This is a genomic window from Pseudomonas sp. GM50 (assembly GCF_000282375.1).
In the GTDB taxonomy this organism is placed as follows: Bacteria; Pseudomonadota; Gammaproteobacteria; order Pseudomonadales; family Pseudomonadaceae; genus Aquipseudomonas.
Genome location: NZ_AKJK01000004.1, coordinates 23945 through 42097, shown reverse-complemented (window position 1 = coordinate 42097; position 18153 = coordinate 23945). Strand labels below are relative to the sequence as shown.

General features: G+C 59.8%; 15 protein-coding genes and 1 pseudogene. 13 read left to right on the top strand and 3 right to left on the bottom strand.

Features of this window, described 5'->3' with window-relative positions; all coding sequences use genetic code 11:
* Positions 1 to 603 (top strand): DUF924 family protein, encoded by a 603-nt coding sequence (locus tag PMI30_RS28585; protein WP_008005111.1) that lies wholly within the window; start codon positions 1 to 3, stop codon positions 601 to 603.
* Between the two features lie 106 nt (positions 604 to 709).
* On the opposite strand, the gene PMI30_RS32020 is transcribed toward PMI30_RS28585, so the two are convergent.
* Both PMI30_RS32020 and PMI30_RS32015 read right to left on the bottom strand, forming a co-directional pair.
* A complete protein-coding gene (locus tag PMI30_RS32020) occupies positions 710 to 1474 on the bottom strand; it encodes a methyl-accepting chemotaxis protein (RefSeq protein WP_370694726.1) in 765 nt (254 codons plus the stop codon).
* Between the two features lie 93 nt (positions 1475 to 1567).
* Positions 1568 to 2590 (bottom strand): annotated as a pseudogene (locus tag PMI30_RS32015) (HAMP domain-containing protein); the annotation flags it as partial.
* A 294-nt stretch (positions 2591 to 2884) separates the two neighbouring features.
* On the opposite strand from PMI30_RS32015, the gene PMI30_RS28595 reads away from it, so the two are divergent.
* Together PMI30_RS28595 and PMI30_RS28600 are read left to right on the top strand one after the other, a co-directional pair.
* Positions 2885 to 3139, top strand: a complete 255-nt coding sequence (locus tag PMI30_RS28595) for a hypothetical protein (protein WP_007907841.1) — start codon at positions 2885 to 2887, stop codon at positions 3137 to 3139.
* 33 nt (positions 3140 to 3172) lie between these two features.
* A complete protein-coding gene (locus PMI30_RS28600) occupies positions 3173 to 3742 on the top strand; it encodes a lipocalin family protein (RefSeq protein ID WP_008005107.1) in 570 nt (189 codons plus the stop codon).
* A gap of 119 nt (positions 3743 to 3861) precedes the next feature.
* Here the strand turns inward: PMI30_RS28600 and PMI30_RS28605 are convergent, their stop codons facing one another.
* Complete coding sequence (locus tag PMI30_RS28605) at positions 3862 to 5226, bottom strand: formimidoylglutamate deiminase (RefSeq protein ID WP_008005104.1); 1365 nt, start codon at positions 5224 to 5226, stop codon at positions 3862 to 3864.
* Between the two features lie 199 nt (positions 5227 to 5425).
* On the opposite strand from PMI30_RS28605, the gene hutC reads away from it, so the two are divergent.
* The 10 genes from hutC to PMI30_RS28655 all read left to right on the top strand — a co-directional run bounded on the left by hutC (position 5426) and on the right by PMI30_RS28655 (position 18143).
* Positions 5426 to 6094 carry a histidine utilization repressor gene (hutC, locus tag PMI30_RS28610; RefSeq protein ID WP_238541967.1) on the top strand — a complete coding sequence of 223 codons (669 nt, stop codon included), beginning with the start codon at positions 5426 to 5428 and terminating at the stop codon, positions 6092 to 6094.
* A gap of 24 nt (positions 6095 to 6118) precedes the next feature.
* Complete coding sequence (locus PMI30_RS28615) at positions 6119 to 6691, top strand: HutD/Ves family protein (RefSeq protein ID WP_008005101.1); 573 nt, start codon at positions 6119 to 6121, stop codon at positions 6689 to 6691.
* A 497-nt stretch (positions 6692 to 7188) separates the two neighbouring features.
* Positions 7189 to 8871 (top strand): urocanate hydratase, encoded by a 1683-nt coding sequence (gene hutU / locus PMI30_RS28620; RefSeq protein ID WP_008005100.1) that lies wholly within the window; start codon positions 7189 to 7191, stop codon positions 8869 to 8871.
* Between the two features lie 134 nt (positions 8872 to 9005).
* A complete protein-coding gene (locus PMI30_RS28625; protein WP_008005098.1) occupies positions 9006 to 10478 on the top strand; it encodes a purine-cytosine permease family protein in 1473 nt (490 codons plus the stop codon).
* A 68-nt stretch (positions 10479 to 10546) separates the two neighbouring features.
* Positions 10547 to 11515, top strand: a complete 969-nt coding sequence (locus tag PMI30_RS28630) for an ABC transporter substrate-binding protein (protein WP_007907828.1) — start codon at positions 10547 to 10549, stop codon at positions 11513 to 11515.
* 71 nt (positions 11516 to 11586) lie between these two features.
* Entirely contained in the window at positions 11587 to 12438 is an 852-nt protein-coding gene (locus PMI30_RS28635) for an ABC transporter permease (RefSeq protein WP_007907826.1), read from the top strand.
* Positions 12435 to 13265, top strand: coding sequence for a quaternary amine ABC transporter ATP-binding protein (locus tag PMI30_RS28640; RefSeq protein ID WP_008005095.1), 831 nt, complete (start codon positions 12435 to 12437; stop codon positions 13263 to 13265). The genes PMI30_RS28635 and PMI30_RS28640 overlap by 4 nt, the downstream gene beginning before the upstream one ends.
* Positions 13266 to 13405: 140 nt before the next feature.
* On the top strand, positions 13406 to 14929 hold the full coding sequence (gene hutH, locus PMI30_RS28645) for a histidine ammonia-lyase (protein ID WP_008005093.1): 1524 nt from the start codon (positions 13406 to 13408) through the stop codon (positions 14927 to 14929).
* Between the two features lie 114 nt (positions 14930 to 15043).
* Positions 15044 to 16582: a histidine ammonia-lyase gene (hutH, locus tag PMI30_RS28650; RefSeq protein WP_085985196.1), complete on the top strand. Its 1539-nt coding sequence runs from the start codon at positions 15044 to 15046 to the stop codon at positions 16580 to 16582.
* 151 nt (positions 16583 to 16733) lie between these two features.
* Positions 16734 to 18143 (top strand): amino acid permease, encoded by a 1410-nt coding sequence (locus tag PMI30_RS28655; protein ID WP_007907818.1) that lies wholly within the window; start codon positions 16734 to 16736, stop codon positions 18141 to 18143.
* Positions 18144 to 18153 lie beyond the last annotated feature (10 nt).

Here is an 18153-nt window from a genome sequence, read left to right as displayed (position 1 = left end):
ATGACCGAGCCCTGGCAGCCGTTACTCGAATGGTGGTTTGGATCTTTCGAATCACCCAACGAAATAGCGGCTGACAAGGGCAAGTTATGGTTCGGCAAGCGCGACAGCCAGGACCTCGAAGCGCGGATGCGTTTCGGGGACCAGGTCGAGCAGGCACTGGCCGGCGGATTGACCGAATGGGTGCAACGCCCCGAAGGTTGGCTGGCCCTGGTGTTGCTACTCGATCAACTCCCGCGAATGATCTTTCGCGACACTCCCAAATCCTTTTCAGGCGATCTCAGGGCTCAGGCACTGGTAGCGCAAGGCATTGCTGCGGATTTCGATCGGCAACTGCGGCCGATCCAGCGGGTGTTTATCTATCTGGTGTTCGAGCACTGCGAAAATCTGGTGGTGCAGAACGAAGCGGTTTCGCGGTTTCTTGATCTGGTTGAACAGCAACCGGAGACGGATCGGGCGGTGTTTGCCGATAACCTGGATTATGCCGAGCGGCATCAGAAGATCATTGCGCGGTTTGGACGGTTTCCCCATCGCAATGCGGTGTTGGGGCGTGAATCTACGGCTGAAGAGCTGGAGTTTCTTTCAGGGCCCGGGTCTCGCTTTTAAAGTTTCTTTGTGGCTAATGCCGTCTTCGCGGGCAAGCCTCGCTCCTACAGGTTGTGCGCAGTCCCTGTAGGAGCGAGGCTTGCCCGCGAAGGGGCCCTTGAAAACACTAGATCCTGAAACTACCCACCAACTGCTTCAACCGCGCCGCCTGCTGCTCAAGATCAGCGCACGCACGCAAGGTCGACTGCAAGTTCTCCACACCTTCCTGGTTCAGCGTGTTGATCTCGGTGATGTCGACGTTGATCGACTCGACCACAGCAGTTTGCTCCTCGGTCGCGGTGGCCACGGACTGGTTCATCCCGTCGATCTCACCGATGCGCTGCGTCACGCTGCCCAGGCGCTCGCCGGCCTGGTTGGCGATGCCGACGCTGCTTTCGCTCTGGCGCTGGCTGTCGGTCATGGTGCTGACCGCTTCCCGGGCGCCGACTTGCAGTTCTTCGATCATCTTCTGCACTTGCTGCGCCGAATCCTGAGTGCGGTGGGCGAGGTTGCGCACCTCATCGGCGACCACGGCAAAACCACGGCCGGCTTCACCGGCACGGGCTGCTTCGATGGCTGCGTTGAGCGCCAGCAGGTTGGTTTGCTGCGAGATGCTGGTGATTACTTCCAGAATCTGGCCGATGTTCACCGTGTTGCTGTTCAGGGTTTCGATGTTGCCGCAGGAATCGCTGATCTTCGCCGATAGCTGCTGCATGGCGGCGATGGTTTTATCCACCACTTGCTGACCGTCTTCGGCCAAGGCACGGGCGTCGCTCGAATGTTGCGAGGCGAGGGCGGCGTTCTGGGCGATTTCCTGGGCGGCGGCGCCCAGTTCGTTGATCGCTGCAGCCACGCTGCTGGTGCGTGAGGCTTGCTGATCGGAGTTGAACATCGACGAGTTGGAAGCCGCGACAACCCGTAAGGCGACTTCATTGACCTGGCCGGTGGCCGAGGACACTTCGCGGATCGAGGTATGAATACGTTCCACAAAACGGTTGAACGAGGTGCCCAGCGCGCCGAATTCATCCTGGCCGTGAATGGTCAGGCGTTTGGTCAGGTCGCCTTCGCCCTCGGCGATGTCATGCATGGCGCGGCCCATGGTCAGCAGCGGTTGCATCAGTACGCGGATCAACATGCTCAGCAGCGCGATGATGATCACCACGGCGATGATCATGGCGATGATCGCCGAGGTGCGGAATTCGCTGAGCATCGAGAACGCAGTGTCTTTGTCCAGTACCAGCGCCACGTACCAGTCTGCAGACGGCACACCGTTGACGTGAGTGAAGGAGATGAACTGGGTTTTGCCGTCCAGTTCGACTTCTTTCAGGCCCGGGCTGATTTTCGGCGCGCCGTTGGGATAGGCGTCGGCCAGGTTCTTGAGCACCAGTTTGCTGTCCGGGTGGATCAGGATCTTGCCGTCGGCGCTGACAATAAATGCATGCCCATGACCGCCGAAATTCAGCAAATTGATGATCGCGCTGACGCTGGACAGGTCAATGTCTGCGCCGGCGACGCCAATCATCTGGTTCTGATGTTTGACTGGCGTGGCAACGGTAATCACCAGTTTGCCGGACGAGGCCGCGATGTAGGGTTCGGTGACAATGGTCTGTTGCGCGTTGTTGGCCGCCTTGTACCAGCCACGAGCGCGCGGGTCGTAGTCCGCGGCGCGGTTGCCGGCCGGGACCGAGAACATCACGCCATCGGTGCCGCCGAAGTAGCTCAGCTGGAAGTTGCTGGTGTAGGCCGGCAGGTCGATGGCGCGCTTGAGGTTGGCCTGGGCGCTGCCGTCCACGGCGATCTGCTGGGACAGCGATTGCAGCAACTGGATGCGGCTTTCCAGCCAGGTCTGGATGTTGCTGGTGGTCAGGCTGCCGAGTTCCTGCATCGAGGACTCGGTACTGCTGCGCAAGGTCTGCCGCTGGCGGTAATCGTTGAACAGGATGAAGCAGGCGAATGCAACGGCCACCACGAGAGCGGCTGCCAACAGGATTTTGTGGCTGAACTTCATGTTTCTGGTCATTAAATGAGCTACCGCGAAGGGGCTGGTCAACAATGGGTGTCAATTTGCCACAGTGGAAGGCTTTGCGCTGCTTCTTATGTCGACTGGCCAGCGCCAAAGATTAGGCGGCTGCCGCGAAAACCGACGAAATACTCGGCGGCGCGAAAAAGTAGCTGATTTATCGGCAAAAGGCGGACGGGCGGCTGAACAAATAGCCGGATGCTCAGGGAACCAGAGAGGGGTTTTCTCTTCTAAGCTTCAGCTTGGCAGCCATGCCATTCCCTTCGTCCCAGGAGTTACACCATGTCGCTGCGTTCTATCGCCTTGCTCTCGTTCTGCGTGTTGTTGGCAGCGTGCGGCAAGATCAATCAGGAAAATTATTCAAAGCTGTCGACTGGCATGCCCAAGGCCGAGGTTGAAACCTTGCTGGGCAAACCGACCGATTGCTCGGGCGCGCTCGGCATGTCCAGTTGCACCTGGGGCGACAAAAACAGCTTTATCAGCGTGCAGTACGCCGGTGACAAAGTGCTGATGTTTTCTGGCCAAGGCCTGAAGTAAACCGGGGCTATTCGCCCACGGGAGAAAAAAATAATGAAGCGGTTACTGATCGTTCTTTTTGCCGGCCTGGTATTGGCCGGCTGCGCCACTTCTGGCGTAGATCCGTTGGCACCCAAGACCGTCAACTCGGTCAACCTCAAGCGCTACCAGGGAACCTGGTACGAACTGGCGCGTCTGCCGGTGTATTTTCAGCGCAATTGCGCGCAATCCGAAGCCCATTACAGCCTCAAGCCTGAAGGTGACATGGCGGTGCTGAACCGCTGTCTGACGTCGGACTGGCAATGGGAAGAGGCCAAAGGCACGGCTTATCCACAGGTGCCCGGCAAGGCCGACAAGCTGTGGGTCGAGTTCGATACCTGGTTCTCGCGACTGATACCCGGTGTGGCGAAGGGAGAGTACTGGGTGTTGTACGTCAGCGATGATTACAAGACCGCGATTGTCGGCGACCCGAGCCGCCGTCACCTCTGGCTGCTGTCACGCACCCCGACGGTCAATGGTGTAGTGCGCGAAGAACTGCTGAGCAGGGCGCGTCAGCAGGGTTATGACACGACGCGACTGATCTGGCGCACGTCGGATACCAAGATGGCCAAGACTTCGAACTAACTGCCCCCGGCGATCTAATGTGGGAGCGGGCTTGCTCGCGAAAGCGGTCTGTCAGTCAACAATTGAGTTGAAGGTGATGGCCCTTTCGCGAGCAAGCCCGCTCCCACATTTTTTTGGGGTCAGCCCAGAAGATCGCGCAGGACCTGGGTAAACGCCCGATTACTCTCTTCTTCCCCGGCATGGCGCCCGTCACGCACGACCCACTGGCCGTTGACCAGCACATCCCGCACCTGGCGATCACCACCGGCAAACAACCAACGATTGAGAATCCCGTCGCCGCTGGCCGTCGCCAGATACGGATCGTTGCCATCGAGCACCAACCAATCCGCACGCTTGCCGACTTCCAGGGCGCCAATCGGCTGCCCCAGCGCCTGGGCGCCGCCATCCAGGGCGGCGTCGTACAGTGTGCGGCCGACCATCGGCTGATCCGCGCCATACAAACGATTACGCCGCTGATCGCGCAGACGCTGGCCGTATTCCAGCCAGCGCAATTCTTCCACCACGCTTAACGAGACATGGCTATCGGAACCGATGCCCATGCGCCCACCCTGCGCGAGGAAGTCCACCGCCGGAAAAATTCCGTCGCCAAGGTTGGCTTCGGTGGTCAGGCACAAGCCGGCGATGGCGCGGCTCTTGGCCATGAGCGTGACTTCTTCCGGGTTGGCGTGGGTCGCGTGGACCAGGCACCAGCGCTGATCGACTTCGGTGTTTTCGTACAGCCATTGCAACGGACGGCGACCGCTCCAGCTCAGGCAGTCATCGACTTCCTTCTGCTGTTCGGCGATGTGGATGTGTACCGGGCACTGCTTGTCGCTGGCCGCCAGCACTTCGCTGATCTGCTGCGGGGTGACCGCGCGCAACGAGTGGAAACACAAACCCAGGGATTGGGCCGGTTGCTGTGCCAGGATCGGCTGCAAGCGCGACTGAAGTTTCAGGTAGTTTTCAGTGCTGTTGATAAAGCGGCGCTGACCTTCGTTCGGGACCTGGCCGCCGAAACCGGAGTGGCTGTAGAGCACTGGCAGCAGGGTCAAGCCGATACCGGCGGAGCTGGCGGCCTGGCTGATGCGCAGCGCCAGTTCTGCCGGGTCTGCGTACGGTTGGCCGCTGGTATCGTGGTGTACATAATGAAATTCCGCGACCGAGGTGTAACCGGCCTTGAGCATTTCGATGTACAGCTGACGGGCGATCACGCCGAGTTGGTCCGGACTGATTTTTCCGACGAGCCGGTACATCAGATCGCGCCAGGTCCAGAAACTGTCGTTCGGATTACCCGCGACTTCCGCCAACCCGGCCATGGCCCGCTGGAAGGCGTGGGAGTGCAAATTCGGCATTCCCGGCAGTAGCGGACCGCTCAGCCGTTCGGCGTCATTTGCGTGAGAATCGGCCTGGATATGGGTCAGCACGCCATCGGCGCTGACCTCAAGACGTACATTGTTGGCCCATCCACTAGGCAGCAGCGCGCGTTCGGCAAAGAAGGCGGACATGGTTCAGCACCCCATCGTGTGTTATTTGTATATACATATACAGACGTTTGCCTGCTCGGTAAACTCCGGCAAGCTAGCAACTCTCATAGATGAACAAGGATTAACCGTGCCGACTCCCTCTGCCACATTGCCGCCGAATGCCAATCTGAGCGCCAATCTGGGCGACAGTCCGGCGCCCTTGTACGCCCGCGTCAAACAGATGATCACCCAGCAAATCGACAGTGGAAACTGGCCGCCGCACTACCGCGTTCCGTCGGAAAGCGAGTTGGTCAATCAGCTGGGTTTCAGCCGCATGACCATCAACCGCGCCCTGCGCGAGATGACCGCCGACGGCCTGCTGGTGCGTATGCAGGGTGTCGGTACATTCGTTGCCGAGCCGAAAAGTCAGTCTGCTTTGTTTGAAGTGCACAACATCGCCGACGAGATCGCCTCCCGTGGCCATCGTCATACCTGCAAGGTGATCACCCTTGAAGAAGAGGCCGCCGGTTCTGAGCGGGCCGTGGCCCTGGACATGCGCGAGGGCCAGAAAGTTTTCCACTCGCTGATCGTGCATTTCGAAAACGATATTCCGGTGCAAATCGAAGACCGTTTCGTCAACGCGTTGGTGGCGCCGGAGTACCTCAAGCAAGACTTCACCCTGCAAACGCCTTACGCCTATCTGAACCAGGTCGCGCCTTTGACCGAAGGCGAGCACGTGGTCGAAGCGATTCTCGCCGAGCCGTCCGAATGCAAGTTGCTGCAGATTGAAAAGGGCGAGCCTTGCCTGCTGATTCGTCGCCGCACCTGGTCCGGCCGTCAGCCCGTGACCGCCGCCCGTTTGATCCACCCCGGTTCCCGTCATCGTCTGGAAGGACGGTTCCACAAATAAAGAGCCATAAATAAAGAGCCCGAAATGAGCCAGTTGAAAGTTTTACACGCGGCCGATTACCCGCGTATGCCGTGGAAAAACGGCGGCGGCAGCACTGAAGAAATCACCCGTGATGGAGGTGCTGGCCTTGAGGGTTTCGGCTGGCGCCTGTCGATTGCCGATATTGGCGAGTCGGGCGGGTTTTCAACCTTCGCCGGCTATGAGCGGGTGATCACCGTGCTGCAAGGCGAGGGCATGAGCTTGCGCGTCGACGGCCAGGACACGCGGCCGTTGTTACCGTTGGACCCGTTTGCTTTCAGTGGCGAGAGTCATGTGTCCTGCACATTGCTCGGCGGACCGATTCGCGACTTCAACCTGATTTATGCGCCGGACCGTTACAGCGCGCGGTTGCAGTGGCTGGAGGGCGAGCAGCGGTTTTTCAGCTCGGCCGGCACCGTGTTGGTGTTCAGCGTGTCTGAACAGCTTGAAGTGACGGTTGATAACCGCGCCTCTCAGCTAGGGCGCCATGATTGTCTGCAACTGGACGGTAACGTTGGCCTGCTGGATATCTCCATCAAGGGCCAGTGCTGTGTGATCGAGCTGATCGCGCACGGTTAACTGTGGCGAGGGAGCTTGCTCCCGCTCGGCTGCGCAGCAGTCGTCAATGCAGTATCCCGGTTCTTCTGACACACCACTTGCTCCGGTTTTTGGGTCTGCTTCGCAGCCCAGCGGGAGCAAGCTCCCTCGCCACAAAAGCAGTAGCCCACGCCGTTTCCCATCGCGCACCACTTTGTTACCGAACGCCCCAGCGTGGCGCAAAACCGCGCTCAAGTAACAGCTGTCCTTCCCCCGCGAAAACTCCCCAAAAAATTTCATCCTCCTCAAAACCCTTGATCTACAGCCTTTCCAGCCCTTTAAAAACTTTTCTTGAACACTCATCCAGCAAGTTGGCCGCTTGATTGCATATGCTTGTATGTACAAGTAAAGACGTATGCGTATGAGTCGATCAAGACTCCTCGCAACGTCCACTGATTCGCTTGTGGCGCTCTGACGCGCACAGGCTGGCTTGCCCACCGCCAGGGTTGGTTTGGATTGATTGATGAGGAGTCTTTTTCGTGACTGACAATAAGCCTACTAAGTTTCGTAACGTCGAAATCCGCGCTGCCCGCGGTAACAAGCTGACCGCCAAGAGCTGGCTGACTGAAGCGCCGCTGCGCATGCTGATGAACAACCTCGACCCGGAAGTCGCCGAGAATCCTAAAGAACTGGTGGTTTACGGCGGTATCGGTCGTGCGGCACGTAACTGGGAATGCTACGACAAGATCGTCGAAAGCCTGACCAACCTGAACGACGACGAGACCCTGCTGGTGCAATCCGGCAAGCCGGTCGGCGTGTTCAAGACCCACAGCAACGCCCCACGCGTGCTGATCGCCAACTCCAACCTGGTACCGCACTGGGCGAACTGGGAGCACTTCAACGAACTGGACGCCAAAGGCCTGGCCATGTACGGCCAGATGACCGCCGGTAGCTGGATCTACATCGGCAGCCAGGGCATCGTTCAAGGCACCTACGAAACCTTCGTCGAAGCCGGTCGCCAACACTACAACGATGACCTCAAAGGTCGTTGGGTCCTGACCGCAGGCCTCGGCGGCATGGGCGGCGCTCAGCCTCTGGCTGCAACCCTGGCCGGCGCTTGCTCGCTGAACATCGAATGCCAACAGGTCAGTATCGATTTCCGCTTGAACAGCCGTTACGTCGATGAGCAAGCCACCGATCTCGACGACGCGCTAGCCCGCATTGCCAAATACACCAAGGAAGGCAAGGCGATTTCCATCGCTCTGCTGGGCAACGCGGCTGAAATCCTGCCGGAACTGGTCAAGCGCGGCGTGCGCCCAGACATGGTCACCGACCAGACCAGCGCCCACGACCCGCTCAACGGCTACCTGCCAGCCGGCTGGACCTGGGAAGAGTACCGCGCTCGCGCCAAGACCGAGCCTGCTGCCGTGGTCAAAGCCGCCAAGCAGTCCATGGCCGTGCACGTTAAAGCGATGCTCGAATTCCAGAAGATGGGTATTCCGACCTTCGACTACGGCAACAACATCCGTCAGATGGCCCAGGAAGAAGGCGTGGAAAACGCGTTCGACTTCCCAGGTTTCGTACCGGCTTACATCCGTCCGCTGTTCTGCCGTGGCATCGGTCCATTCCGTTGGGCTGCGCTGTCGGGCGATCCGCAAGACATCTACAAGACCGACGCCAAAGTAAAAGAACTGATCCCGGACGACGCCCACCTGCACAACTGGCTGGACATGGCTCGTGAGCGCATCAGCTTCCAGGGTCTGCCGGCACGTATCTGCTGGGTTGGTCTGGGTCTGCGCGCCAAGCTCGGTCTGGCCTTCAACGAAATGGTTCGCAGCGGTGAATTGTCCGCGCCGATCGTGATCGGTCGCGACCACTTGGACTCCGGCTCGGTATCCAGCCCGAACCGCGAAACCGAATCGATGCAGGACGGTTCCGACGCCGTGTCCGACTGGCCACTGCTCAACGCTCTGCTCAACACTGCGAGCGGCGCGACCTGGGTTTCCCTGCACCACGGCGGCGGCGTCGGCATGGGCTTCTCCCAGCACTCGGGCATGGTGATTGTCTGCGACGGTACGGACGAAGCGGCCGAGCGTATTGCTCGCGTGCTGCACAACGACCCGGCCACCGGCGTCATGCGTCACGCCGATGCGGGTTACCAGATCGCAATCGACTGTGCCAAGGAGCAGGGTCTGAACCTGCCGATGATTACCGGTAAATAACGCAGAAATACCTGTAGGAGCGAGGCTTGCCCGCGAAGGCGTCTTAACTGACACACCGCGGTGCATTCTTCGCGGGCAAGCCTCGCTCCTACAGGGATCACCAACACCGACAAACAATCCATAGAGGTTGAACAATGGCTGTTAATGACGATCGTGCAGGCAGTAAACCGTTGATCGAGAAACGTTCGATCGACTACATTCCGGAAGCGGAGAGACACGGTCGTCTGTTGAGCCAGTTCACCCTGTGGATGGGGGCCAACCTGCAAATCACCGCAATTGTCACCGGGGCCCTGGCCGTGGTACTGGGCGGTGACGTGTTCTGGTCGTTGATCGGTCTGTTGATCGGTCAACTGCTCGGCGGTGGCGTAATGGCGCTGCATGCGGCGCAAGGGCCCAAGCTTGGCCTGCCGCAGATGATCTCCAGCCGGGTACAGTTCGGCGTGTATGGCGCGGCCATCCCGATCGTGCTGGTCTGCCTGATGTACCTCGGTTTCACCGCAACGGGCACCGTGCTTTCCGGCCAGGCGCTGGGCCAGTTGTTTGGCGTCAGCGACAGCGTCGGGATCCTCATCTTCGCCAGTGTCATCGTGCTGGTCACGGTGCTCGGTTACCGGGTGATTCATTTCATCGGCCGTGTCGCCAGCGTCATTGGCGTGATTGCCTTCGTTTACCTGTTCAGTCGCCTGATGAGCCAGACTGACGTTGGCGCACTCCTGCAAATCCGCCACTTCAGCTGGAGCAGCTTCCTGCTCGCGGTATCGCTCGCAGCGTCCTGGCAGATCGCCTTCGGCCCCTACGTGGCTGACTATTCACGCTACCTGCCGAGCAAGACTTCCTCGGTGAAGACCTTTTTCGCCGCCGGCGCCGGTTCGGTTATCGGTGCACAGGTGGCGATGATCCTCGGTGTGTTTGCCGCCGCCATGGCCAACGGGCAATTCGCCGGCCACGAAGTGGCCTACATCGTTGGTTTGAGCGGCAGCGGTGCCACCGCAGCGCTGCTGTATTTCAGCATCGCGTTCGGCAAGGTCACCATTTCAACGCTGAACTCCTACGGCAGCTTCATGTGCATTGCGACGGTCATCAGCGGTTTCCGTGGTGATCTGAAAGTAACGCGCTTGCAGCGTCTGGTCTTCGTGCTGGTCATCGTCGGCACGGCGACCCTGATCGCGTTGCTCGGTCAGCACTCGTTCCTCGGTGCGTTCAAGTCCTTCATCCTGTTCTTGCTGGCCTTTTTCACGCCATGGAGCGCGATCAACCTGGTGGACTACTACTGCATCACTCGCGAGCGGTATGACGTGCCGGCGCTGGGCGATCCGAACGGTCGCTACGGCCGTTGGAACCCCCTCGGTATCAGCGTCTATGTCTTCGGTGTGCTGGTGCAACTGCCGTTCATCTCTACCAAGTTCTATACCGGTCCGCTGGTGGACGTTCTGGGTGGTGTGGATATTTCCTGGATCATCGGTCTGGTGCTTCCCGCCGGCCTGTATTACGTCTGCGCGAAAAAATGGCACAGCGCGGTACCCGATCACCTGATCCTGCCGGTCGAGCAGGACAGCGTTGTACAACCTAAAACAAGCGGGGCCGGTCGCGCTGCGGCGCAGGCCTGATTGGACGTGGACAGGGCTGGATGCCTCTTGACTGCCGTAAGCCAACTCATGATTAGGAGCGTCAAACAATGAAATCGAACAAGACCCTGCTGACCACATTGCTTTCCATGGGCCTGCTGGCCAGTGCTGGCGCCACCCAGGCGGCTGGCTGGTGCGAATCGGGCAAACCGGTGAAATTCGCCGGCCTGAACTGGGAAAGCGGCATGCTGCTGACCGACGTGATGCAAATCGTGTTGGAGAAAGGCTACGACTGCAAGACCGACAGCCTGCCAGGCAACTCCATCACCATGGAAAACGCCCTGAGCAGCAACGACATTCAAGTGTTTGCCGAAGAGTGGGTCGGTCGTAGCGAAGTCTGGAACAAGGCCGAGAAGGCCGGCAAGGTTATCGGTGTCGGCGCTCCGGTCGTTGGCGCGATCGAAGGCTGGTACGTGCCGCGTTACGTGATCGAAGGCGATGCCAAGCGCAAGCTGGAGCCAAAAGCCCCGGACCTGAAAGCGATCGCCGATCTGGGCAAATACGCTGCCGTGTTCAAGGATCAGGAAGAGCCATCCAAGGGCCGTTTCTACAACTGCCCGGCCGGCTGGACCTGTGAGCTGGACAACAGCGAAATGCTCAAAAGCTATGGTCTGGAAAGCACCTACACCAACTTCCGCCCAGGCACTGGCCCGGCGCTGGATGCGGCGGTGCTGTCGAGCTACAAGCGTGGCGAACCGATCCTGTTCTACTACTGGTCGCCAACCCCGCTGATGGGCCAGGTCGACCTGGTCAAACTCGACGAGAAGCCAGGCGTGGACAAGAGCGTGACCATCAAGGTCGGCCTGTCCAAGACCTTCCACGAGCAAGCCCCGGAACTGGTGGCCGTGCTGGAAAAGGTCAACCTGCCGATCGACCTGCTGAATCAGAACCTCGGGCGCATGGCCAAAGAGCGGATCGAATCGCCAAAACTGGCCAAGATCTTCTTGAAGGAACATCCTGAAGTCTGGCACGCGTGGGTGAGCGAAGACGCAGCCAAAAAGATCGACGCGGCCTTGTAGGTCGAGTGTCTCCGACTGTCGGCAACGGCAGTCGGATGCTTGATCGCAACCCCTTGATTGAGAGTCTTTTTATGTTTCCCGAAAGCTTTACCTTTTCCATCGCCGACTGGGTCAACAGTTGGGTCGATACGCTGGTCACCAACTACGGCGATGTGTTCCGCAGCATCTCCGACACCCTGCTGTGGGCCATCGTCAATCTCGAAGGGCTGCTGCGTGCGGCGCCCTGGTGGCTGATGCTGGCGATCGTGGCGGGCGTTGCCTGGCACGCGACCCGCAAAGTCGTGACCACGTCGGTCATCGTCGGTCTGCTGTTCCTGGTGGGTGCGGTCGGCCTCTGGGACAAGCTGATGCAGACCCTGGCATTGATGATGGTGGCGACAGTCATCTCGGTGCTGATCGGCATTCCGCTGGGTATTCTCTCGGCGCGCAGCAATCGCCTGCGTTCGGTGCTGATGCCGCTGCTGGACATCATGCAGACCATGCCGAGTTTCGTGTACCTGATCCCGGTGCTGATGCTGTTCGGCCTGGGCAAGGTCCCGGCGATTTTCGCCACGGTTATCTACGCCGCGCCGCCGCTGATCCGCCTGACTGATCTGGGTATTCGCCAGGTCGACGGTGAAGTGATGGAAGCGATCAACGCCTTCGGCGCCAATCGCTGGCAGCAACTGTTTGGCGTGCAACTGCCGCTGGCCCTGCCGAGCATCATGGCCGGGATCAACCAGACCACCATGATGGCCCTGTCGATGGTGGTAATCGCCTCGATGATCGGTGCCCGTGGCTTGGGTGAAGATGTGTTGGTGGGGATTCAGACCCTCAACGTCGGACGTGGCCTTGAAGCCGGTCTGGCGATCGTGATTCTGGCAGTGGTCATCGACCGCATTACTCAGGCGTATGGTCGGCCACGGCATGAGGTGAGCAAATGAGCAACGAAGCCATCAGCAAGATCGAAGTCAAAAACGTCTTCAAGATTTTCGGCAACCGTTCCAAGGATGCGCTGGGCATGATTGGCCAGGGCAAGACCAAAGACCAGGTGTTGGCCGAAACCGGCTGCGTGGTCGGCGTGAACGACCTGTCGTTGAGCATCGGCACTGGCGAGATCTTCGTGATCATGGGCCTTTCCGGTTCCGGCAAGTCGACCCTGGTGCGCCACTTCAATCGCCTGATCGACCCCACCAGCGGCGCGATCCTGGTGGACGGCGTGGACATCCTGCAATACGACATGGAAGCCCTGCGCGAATTTCGCCGGCACAAGATCAGCATGGTGTTCCAGAGCTTCGGCCTGCTGCCGCACAAGACCGTGCTGGATAACGTTGCCTACGGCCTGAAAGTGCGTGGCGAGAGCAAGCAGATGTGTGCCGAGCGCGCGCTGCACTGGATCAACACCGTGGGCCTGAAGGGCTACGAAAACAAATACCCGCATCAGCTTTCCGGCGGTATGCGCCAGCGTGTGGGCCTGGCTCGCGCCTTGGCGGCGGACACCGACATCATCTTGATGGATGAAGCCTTCAGCGCCCTCGACCCGCTGATCCGCGCCGAAATGCAGGACCAGTTGCTGGAACTGCAAAAGACCCTGCACAAGACCATCGTCTTCATCACCCACGACCTCGACGAGGCCGTGCGCATCGGCAACCGCATCGCGATCCTCAAGGATGGCCGGCTGATTCAGGTGGGTACGCCAAGAGAGATCCTGCACTCGCCGGCGGATGAGTATGTGGACCGGTTCGTACAGCGGCGGGCGGCGGTGGTTTAAAGGTTTGCAGTGATTGGGCGGGCCTCATCGCGAGCAGGCTCGCTCCCACACTGGAATGCATACCCCTGTGGGAGCGAGCCTGCTCGCGATAGCGTCGGTAAAGCTGCATCAATATTCAGGTTGTACGCACGAGGTTGAAGATGTCCCAGGCTGAAAAAATCGTTATCGCCGACGCCCCGTTGCGCTGGCAGGATGTGGTCGCAGTCGCTCGTCACGGCGCGCAGCTCGAGCTGTCGCCCCAGATCTGGGCACGGATCGAGAACGCCCAGGCGATCGTCCAGCGCATCGTCGCCAGCGGCGAGCGTGCCTACGGCGTCAACACCGGCCTGGGCGCCTTGTGCAACGTCTCGCTCAAAGGCGAACAACTCAGCCAACTGTCGCGCAACACCTTGCTCAGTCACGCCTGTGGCGTCGGCGCGCCATTGGCCGACGAACAGACCCGCGCAATCATCTGCGCCGCTATTCGCAACTATAGCCATGGCAAATCCGGCATTCATCGCCGGGTGGTCGAAGCCCTGTTGGCACTGCTCAATCGCGGCATCACCCCGCAAGTGCCATCCCAGGGCTCGGTGGGCTACCTGACCCACATGGCCCACATTGGAATCACGCTGCTGGGTGTCGGCAATGTCAGCTATCGCGGGCAGATCGTTACCGCGCAACAGGCCTTGAGTGAGGAAGGTCTGCAACCGGTTCACCTCGGCGCCAAAGATGGCTTGTGCCTGGTCAACGGCACGCCGTGCATGACCGGTCTCAGCTGCCTGGCAATTGCCGACGCGACGCGTCTGGTGCAGTGGGCCGACGCGATCGGCGCCATGAGCTTCGAAGCCCAGCGTGGCCAGATTGCCGCGTTCGACGCCGAGATCATCGCGCTCAAGCCTCACCCGGGCATGCAGCAAGTCGGCATCAACCTGCGGGCGCTGCTCGATGGCAGTGAAGTGATTGCCAGCAGCAAGGGCATTCGCACTCAAGATGCGTTGAGCATCCGTTCGATCCCGCAAGTCCACGGCGCTGCTCGCGATCAACTTGAACACGCGAAAAAACAGATCGAAACCGAACTCAACTCTGTCACCGACAACCCGATGCTGCTGGGCACGCCGGACAACTTCCGGGTGATGTCCCAGGCCAACCCGCACGGTCAGTCAGTGGCATTGGCCGCAGATCTGCTGGCGATCGCCATGGCCGAAATCGGCTCCATCGCCGAGCGTCGGCTGGACCGCTTGATCAACCCCCACGTCAGCGGTTTGCCAGCGTTTCTGGTGGCCAATCCCGGGGTGAATTCCGGGATGATGATCGTCCAGTACGTTGCCGCGTCCCTGTGTGCGGAAAACCGTCAGTTGGCGCAACCGGCGGTGCTCGACAACTACGTTACCTCGGGCTTGCAGGAAGACCACTTGAGCATGGGCACCAACGCGGCGCTGAAGCTGCATCGCGCGTTGGAAAACTGCACGCAGATCCTCGCCATTGAATATCTGCTGGCATCCCAGGCTTTTGAATTCCTCAAAGAACAACGCTTTGGCGCTGGCACCGATACCGCGTGGCGTCTGCTGCGTGAACGAGTCCCGGCCTACGACCAGGACCGCTGGCTGGCACCGGACATTGCTGCCGCTGCCAGTGTTTTGAAAGACCCGATTTTGTTGCACAAGGCTTTACCGAACCTGAACTGAAATCCACAACACCAGCGTGCCAAGGCGCCAGCCCCTCTCAAAAAGTCGGGAAGCGACGGACAACGGAAATTTCCGGAGCGTCTGGTTAGTTAATAAAAAACTCTCAAAAGGAGAATGAATGTGACTGCGCTTAATTTGATTCCCGGCCAACTGAGCCTTGCCCAACTGCGTGATGTTTATCAGCAACCGGTCAAAATCACCCTCGACAACAGTGCCTCGGCCCAGATCGAAGCCAGCGTTGCCTGCGTGGAACAGATCCTCGCCGAGAACCGCACCGCTTATGGCATCAACACCGGTTTCGGCCTGCTGGCTTCGACCCGTATCGCCAGCGAAGACCTGGAAAACCTCCAGCGCTCGCTCGTTTTGTCCCACGCCGCCGGTGTCGGCGAGCCGATCAGCGACGCGCTGGTTCGACTGGTCATGGTGCTCAAGGTCAACAGCCTGAGCCGTGGCTTCTCCGGTATTCGCCGCGTGGTGATCGATGCACTGATCGCGCTGATCAATGCCGAGGTTTATCCGCACATTCCATTGAAGGGTTCGGTGGGTGCTTCCGGTGACTTGGCGCCGTTGGCCCACATGTCTCTGGTGCTGCTGGGCGAAGGTAAAGCTCGCTACAAAGGCGAGTGGATGGAAGCAACCGAAGCGCTGAAAGTCGCCGGTCTGACCCCGTTGACCCTGGCTGCCAAAGAAGGTCTGGCACTGCTCAACGGTACTCAGGTGTCCACCGCTTATGCATTGCGCGGTCTGTTCGAAGGCGAAGACCTGTTCGCTGGCGCCCTGGCCATTGGTGGTATGACGGTTGAAGCCGTGCTGGGCTCGCGCTCGCCGTTCGACGCACGCATCCACGCCGCTCGTGGCCAGAAAGGCCAGATCGACGCCGCTGCCGCTTACCGCGACCTGCTGGGCGAGCGCAGCGAAGTGTCTGACTCGCACCAGAACTGCGAAAAGGTCCAGGACCCGTACTCCCTGCGCTGCCAGCCGCAAGTCATGGGCGCCTGCCTGACCCAGTTCCGTCAGGCTGCCGAAGTGTTGGCCATCGAAGCCAACGCCGTTTCCGACAACCCGCTGGTGTTCGCCGCTGAAGGCGACGTGATCTCCGGCGGTAACTTCCACGCCGAACCGGTGGCCATGGCCGCCGACAACATGGCCCTGGCCATCGCCGAAATCGGTTCCCTGAGCGAACGCCGCATCTCGCTGATGATGGACAAGCACATGTCGCAACTGCCGCCGTTCCTGGTGGCCAATGGCGGCGTGAACTCCGGCTTCATGATCGCCCAGGTGACCGCGGCGGCATTGGCCAGCGAGAACAAGGCGCTGTCCCATCCGCACTCGGTGGACAGCCTGCCGACTTCCGCAAACCAGGAAGACCATGTGTCGATGGCTCCGGCGGCGGGCAAGCGTCTGTGGGAAATGGCGGAAAACACGCGTGGTGTTCTGGCAGTGGAGTGGCTGGCGGCGGCTCAGGGCCTCGACCTGCGTGAGGGGCTGAAGACCTCGACGAAACTGGAAAAGGCTCGTGCCATTCTGCGTGCCGAAGTGCCGTTCTATGAGAAGGATCGGTTCTTTGCGCCAGACATCAATGCTGCTAGCGAGCTTCTGGCGACTCGTTGCCTGAACGAGCTGGTTTCGGCGAAGTTGTTGCCTAGCCTGTAACGACTCCTTCTCTGATGATCGTTCCCACGCTCCGCGTGGGAATGCCTCTTGGGACGCTCCGCGTCCAGTGACGCAGAGCGTCACGGGGCTGCATTCCCACGCAGAGCGTGGGAACGATCATGTCGCCAATAAAAATAATTAAGGACGAGAAATGCAACAGCCAGCAAAGGGTTTGAAACGCGGGCTCTCTGCCCGACATATTCGCTTCATGGCGCTGGGGTCGGCGATCGGCACCGGGCTGTTCTACGGTTCTGCTTCGGCCATTCAAATGGCCGGGCCTGCGGTACTGCTCGCTTACCTGATCGGTGGCGCGGCGGTGTTCATGGTCATGCGCGCCCTCGGTGAGATGGCGGTGCACAACCCGGTGGCCGGCTCTTTCGGCCAGTACGCCAGCACCTATCTAGGGCCGATGGCGGGCTTCATCCTCGGTTGGACCTACGCATTTGAAATGGTCATCGTCGGTATGGCCGACGTCACCGCGTTCGGTATCTACATGGGCTTCTGGTTTCCGGAAGTCGATCGCTGGATCTGGGTCCTGGGCATCGTTTCGGTGGTCGGCGGCTTGAACCTGTGTAACGTCAAAGTCTTTGGCGAAATGGAGTTCTGGCTGTCGCTGCTCAAGGTCGCGGCCATCGTCGCGATGATCCTCGGTGGCTTCGGCATCATGCTGTTCGGCATCAGCACGGCCCCCGGTGCCCAGGCGACCGACATCAGCAATCTCTGGAGCCATGGCGGCTTCATGCCCAATGGCGTGGGTGGCCTGATCGCTTCGTTCGCCGTGGTGATGTTTGCGTTTGGCGGTATTGAAATCATCGGCGTAACGGCTGGTGAGGCCAAAGACCCACAGCGCGTGCTGCCCCGGGCGATCAATGCCGTACCGTTGCGTATTTTGTTGTTCTACGTGCTGACGATGCTGGTGCTGATGTCGATCTTTCCGTGGCAGCAGATCGGCAGCCAAGGCAGCCCGTTCGTGCAGATTTTCGACAACCTGGGTATCAGCTCGGCGGCGACCATCCTCAATATCGTGGTGATCTCGGCGGCGGTGTCGGCCATCAACAGTGACATATTCGGCGCGGGTCGCATGATGTATGGCCTGGCTCAGCAAGGGCACGCCCCCAAAGGCTTTGCCCGCTTGTCGCGCAATGGTGTGCCGTGGCTGACAGTGGTGGTGATGAGCAGCGCACTGCTGCTGGGCGTGTTGCTGAACTACCTGATTCCGGAAAACGTCTTTCTGTTAATCGCCTCCGTTGCGACCTTTGCCACGGTTTGGGTCTGGCTGATGATTCTGTTCACCCAGGTGGCGATGCGTCGTTCCATGAGCGCCGAACAGGTCGCACAACTGAAATTCCCGGTGCCGTTCTGGCCCTATGCGCCAATGGCGGCGATTGCCTTCATGCTGTTCATTTTCGGCGTGCTGGGCTATTTCCCGGACACCCAGGCAGCACTGATGGTCGGCGTGGTCTGGATCGTGTTGCTGGTGCTGGCCTACCTGACGTGGGTGAAACCGGCGGCAGGCCAGGCCGCATTGGTGGCACGGGACCCTGATTTTTCTCATCGATAACCTAACGGAG

Coding starts and splice junctions, on each gene's coding strand:
- PMI30_RS28585 (WP_008005111.1), top strand. CDS start 1: ATGACCGAGCCCTGGCAGCCGTTACTCGAATGGTGGTTTGGATCTTTC.
- PMI30_RS32020 (WP_370694726.1), bottom strand. CDS start 1,474: ATGTTCAACTCCGATCAGCAAGCCTCACGCACCAGCAGCGTGGCTGCA.
- PMI30_RS28595 (WP_007907841.1), top strand. CDS start 2,885: ATGTCGCTGCGTTCTATCGCCTTGCTCTCGTTCTGCGTGTTGTTGGCA.
- PMI30_RS28600 (WP_008005107.1), top strand. CDS start 3,173: ATGAAGCGGTTACTGATCGTTCTTTTTGCCGGCCTGGTATTGGCCGGC.
- PMI30_RS28605 (WP_008005104.1), bottom strand. CDS start 5,226: ATGTCCGCCTTCTTTGCCGAACGCGCGCTGCTGCCTAGTGGATGGGCC.
- hutC (WP_238541967.1), top strand. CDS start 5,426: ATGATCACCCAGCAAATCGACAGTGGAAACTGGCCGCCGCACTACCGC.
- PMI30_RS28615 (WP_008005101.1), top strand. CDS start 6,119: ATGAGCCAGTTGAAAGTTTTACACGCGGCCGATTACCCGCGTATGCCG.
- PMI30_RS28625 (WP_008005098.1), top strand. CDS start 9,006: ATGGCTGTTAATGACGATCGTGCAGGCAGTAAACCGTTGATCGAGAAA.
- PMI30_RS28630 (WP_007907828.1), top strand. CDS start 10,547: ATGAAATCGAACAAGACCCTGCTGACCACATTGCTTTCCATGGGCCTG.
- PMI30_RS28635 (WP_007907826.1), top strand. CDS start 11,587: ATGTTTCCCGAAAGCTTTACCTTTTCCATCGCCGACTGGGTCAACAGT.
- PMI30_RS28640 (WP_008005095.1), top strand. CDS start 12,435: ATGAGCAACGAAGCCATCAGCAAGATCGAAGTCAAAAACGTCTTCAAG.
- hutH (WP_008005093.1), top strand. CDS start 13,406: ATGTCCCAGGCTGAAAAAATCGTTATCGCCGACGCCCCGTTGCGCTGG.
- hutH (WP_085985196.1), top strand. CDS start 15,044: ATGAATGTGACTGCGCTTAATTTGATTCCCGGCCAACTGAGCCTTGCC.
- PMI30_RS28655 (WP_007907818.1), top strand. CDS start 16,734: ATGCAACAGCCAGCAAAGGGTTTGAAACGCGGGCTCTCTGCCCGACAT.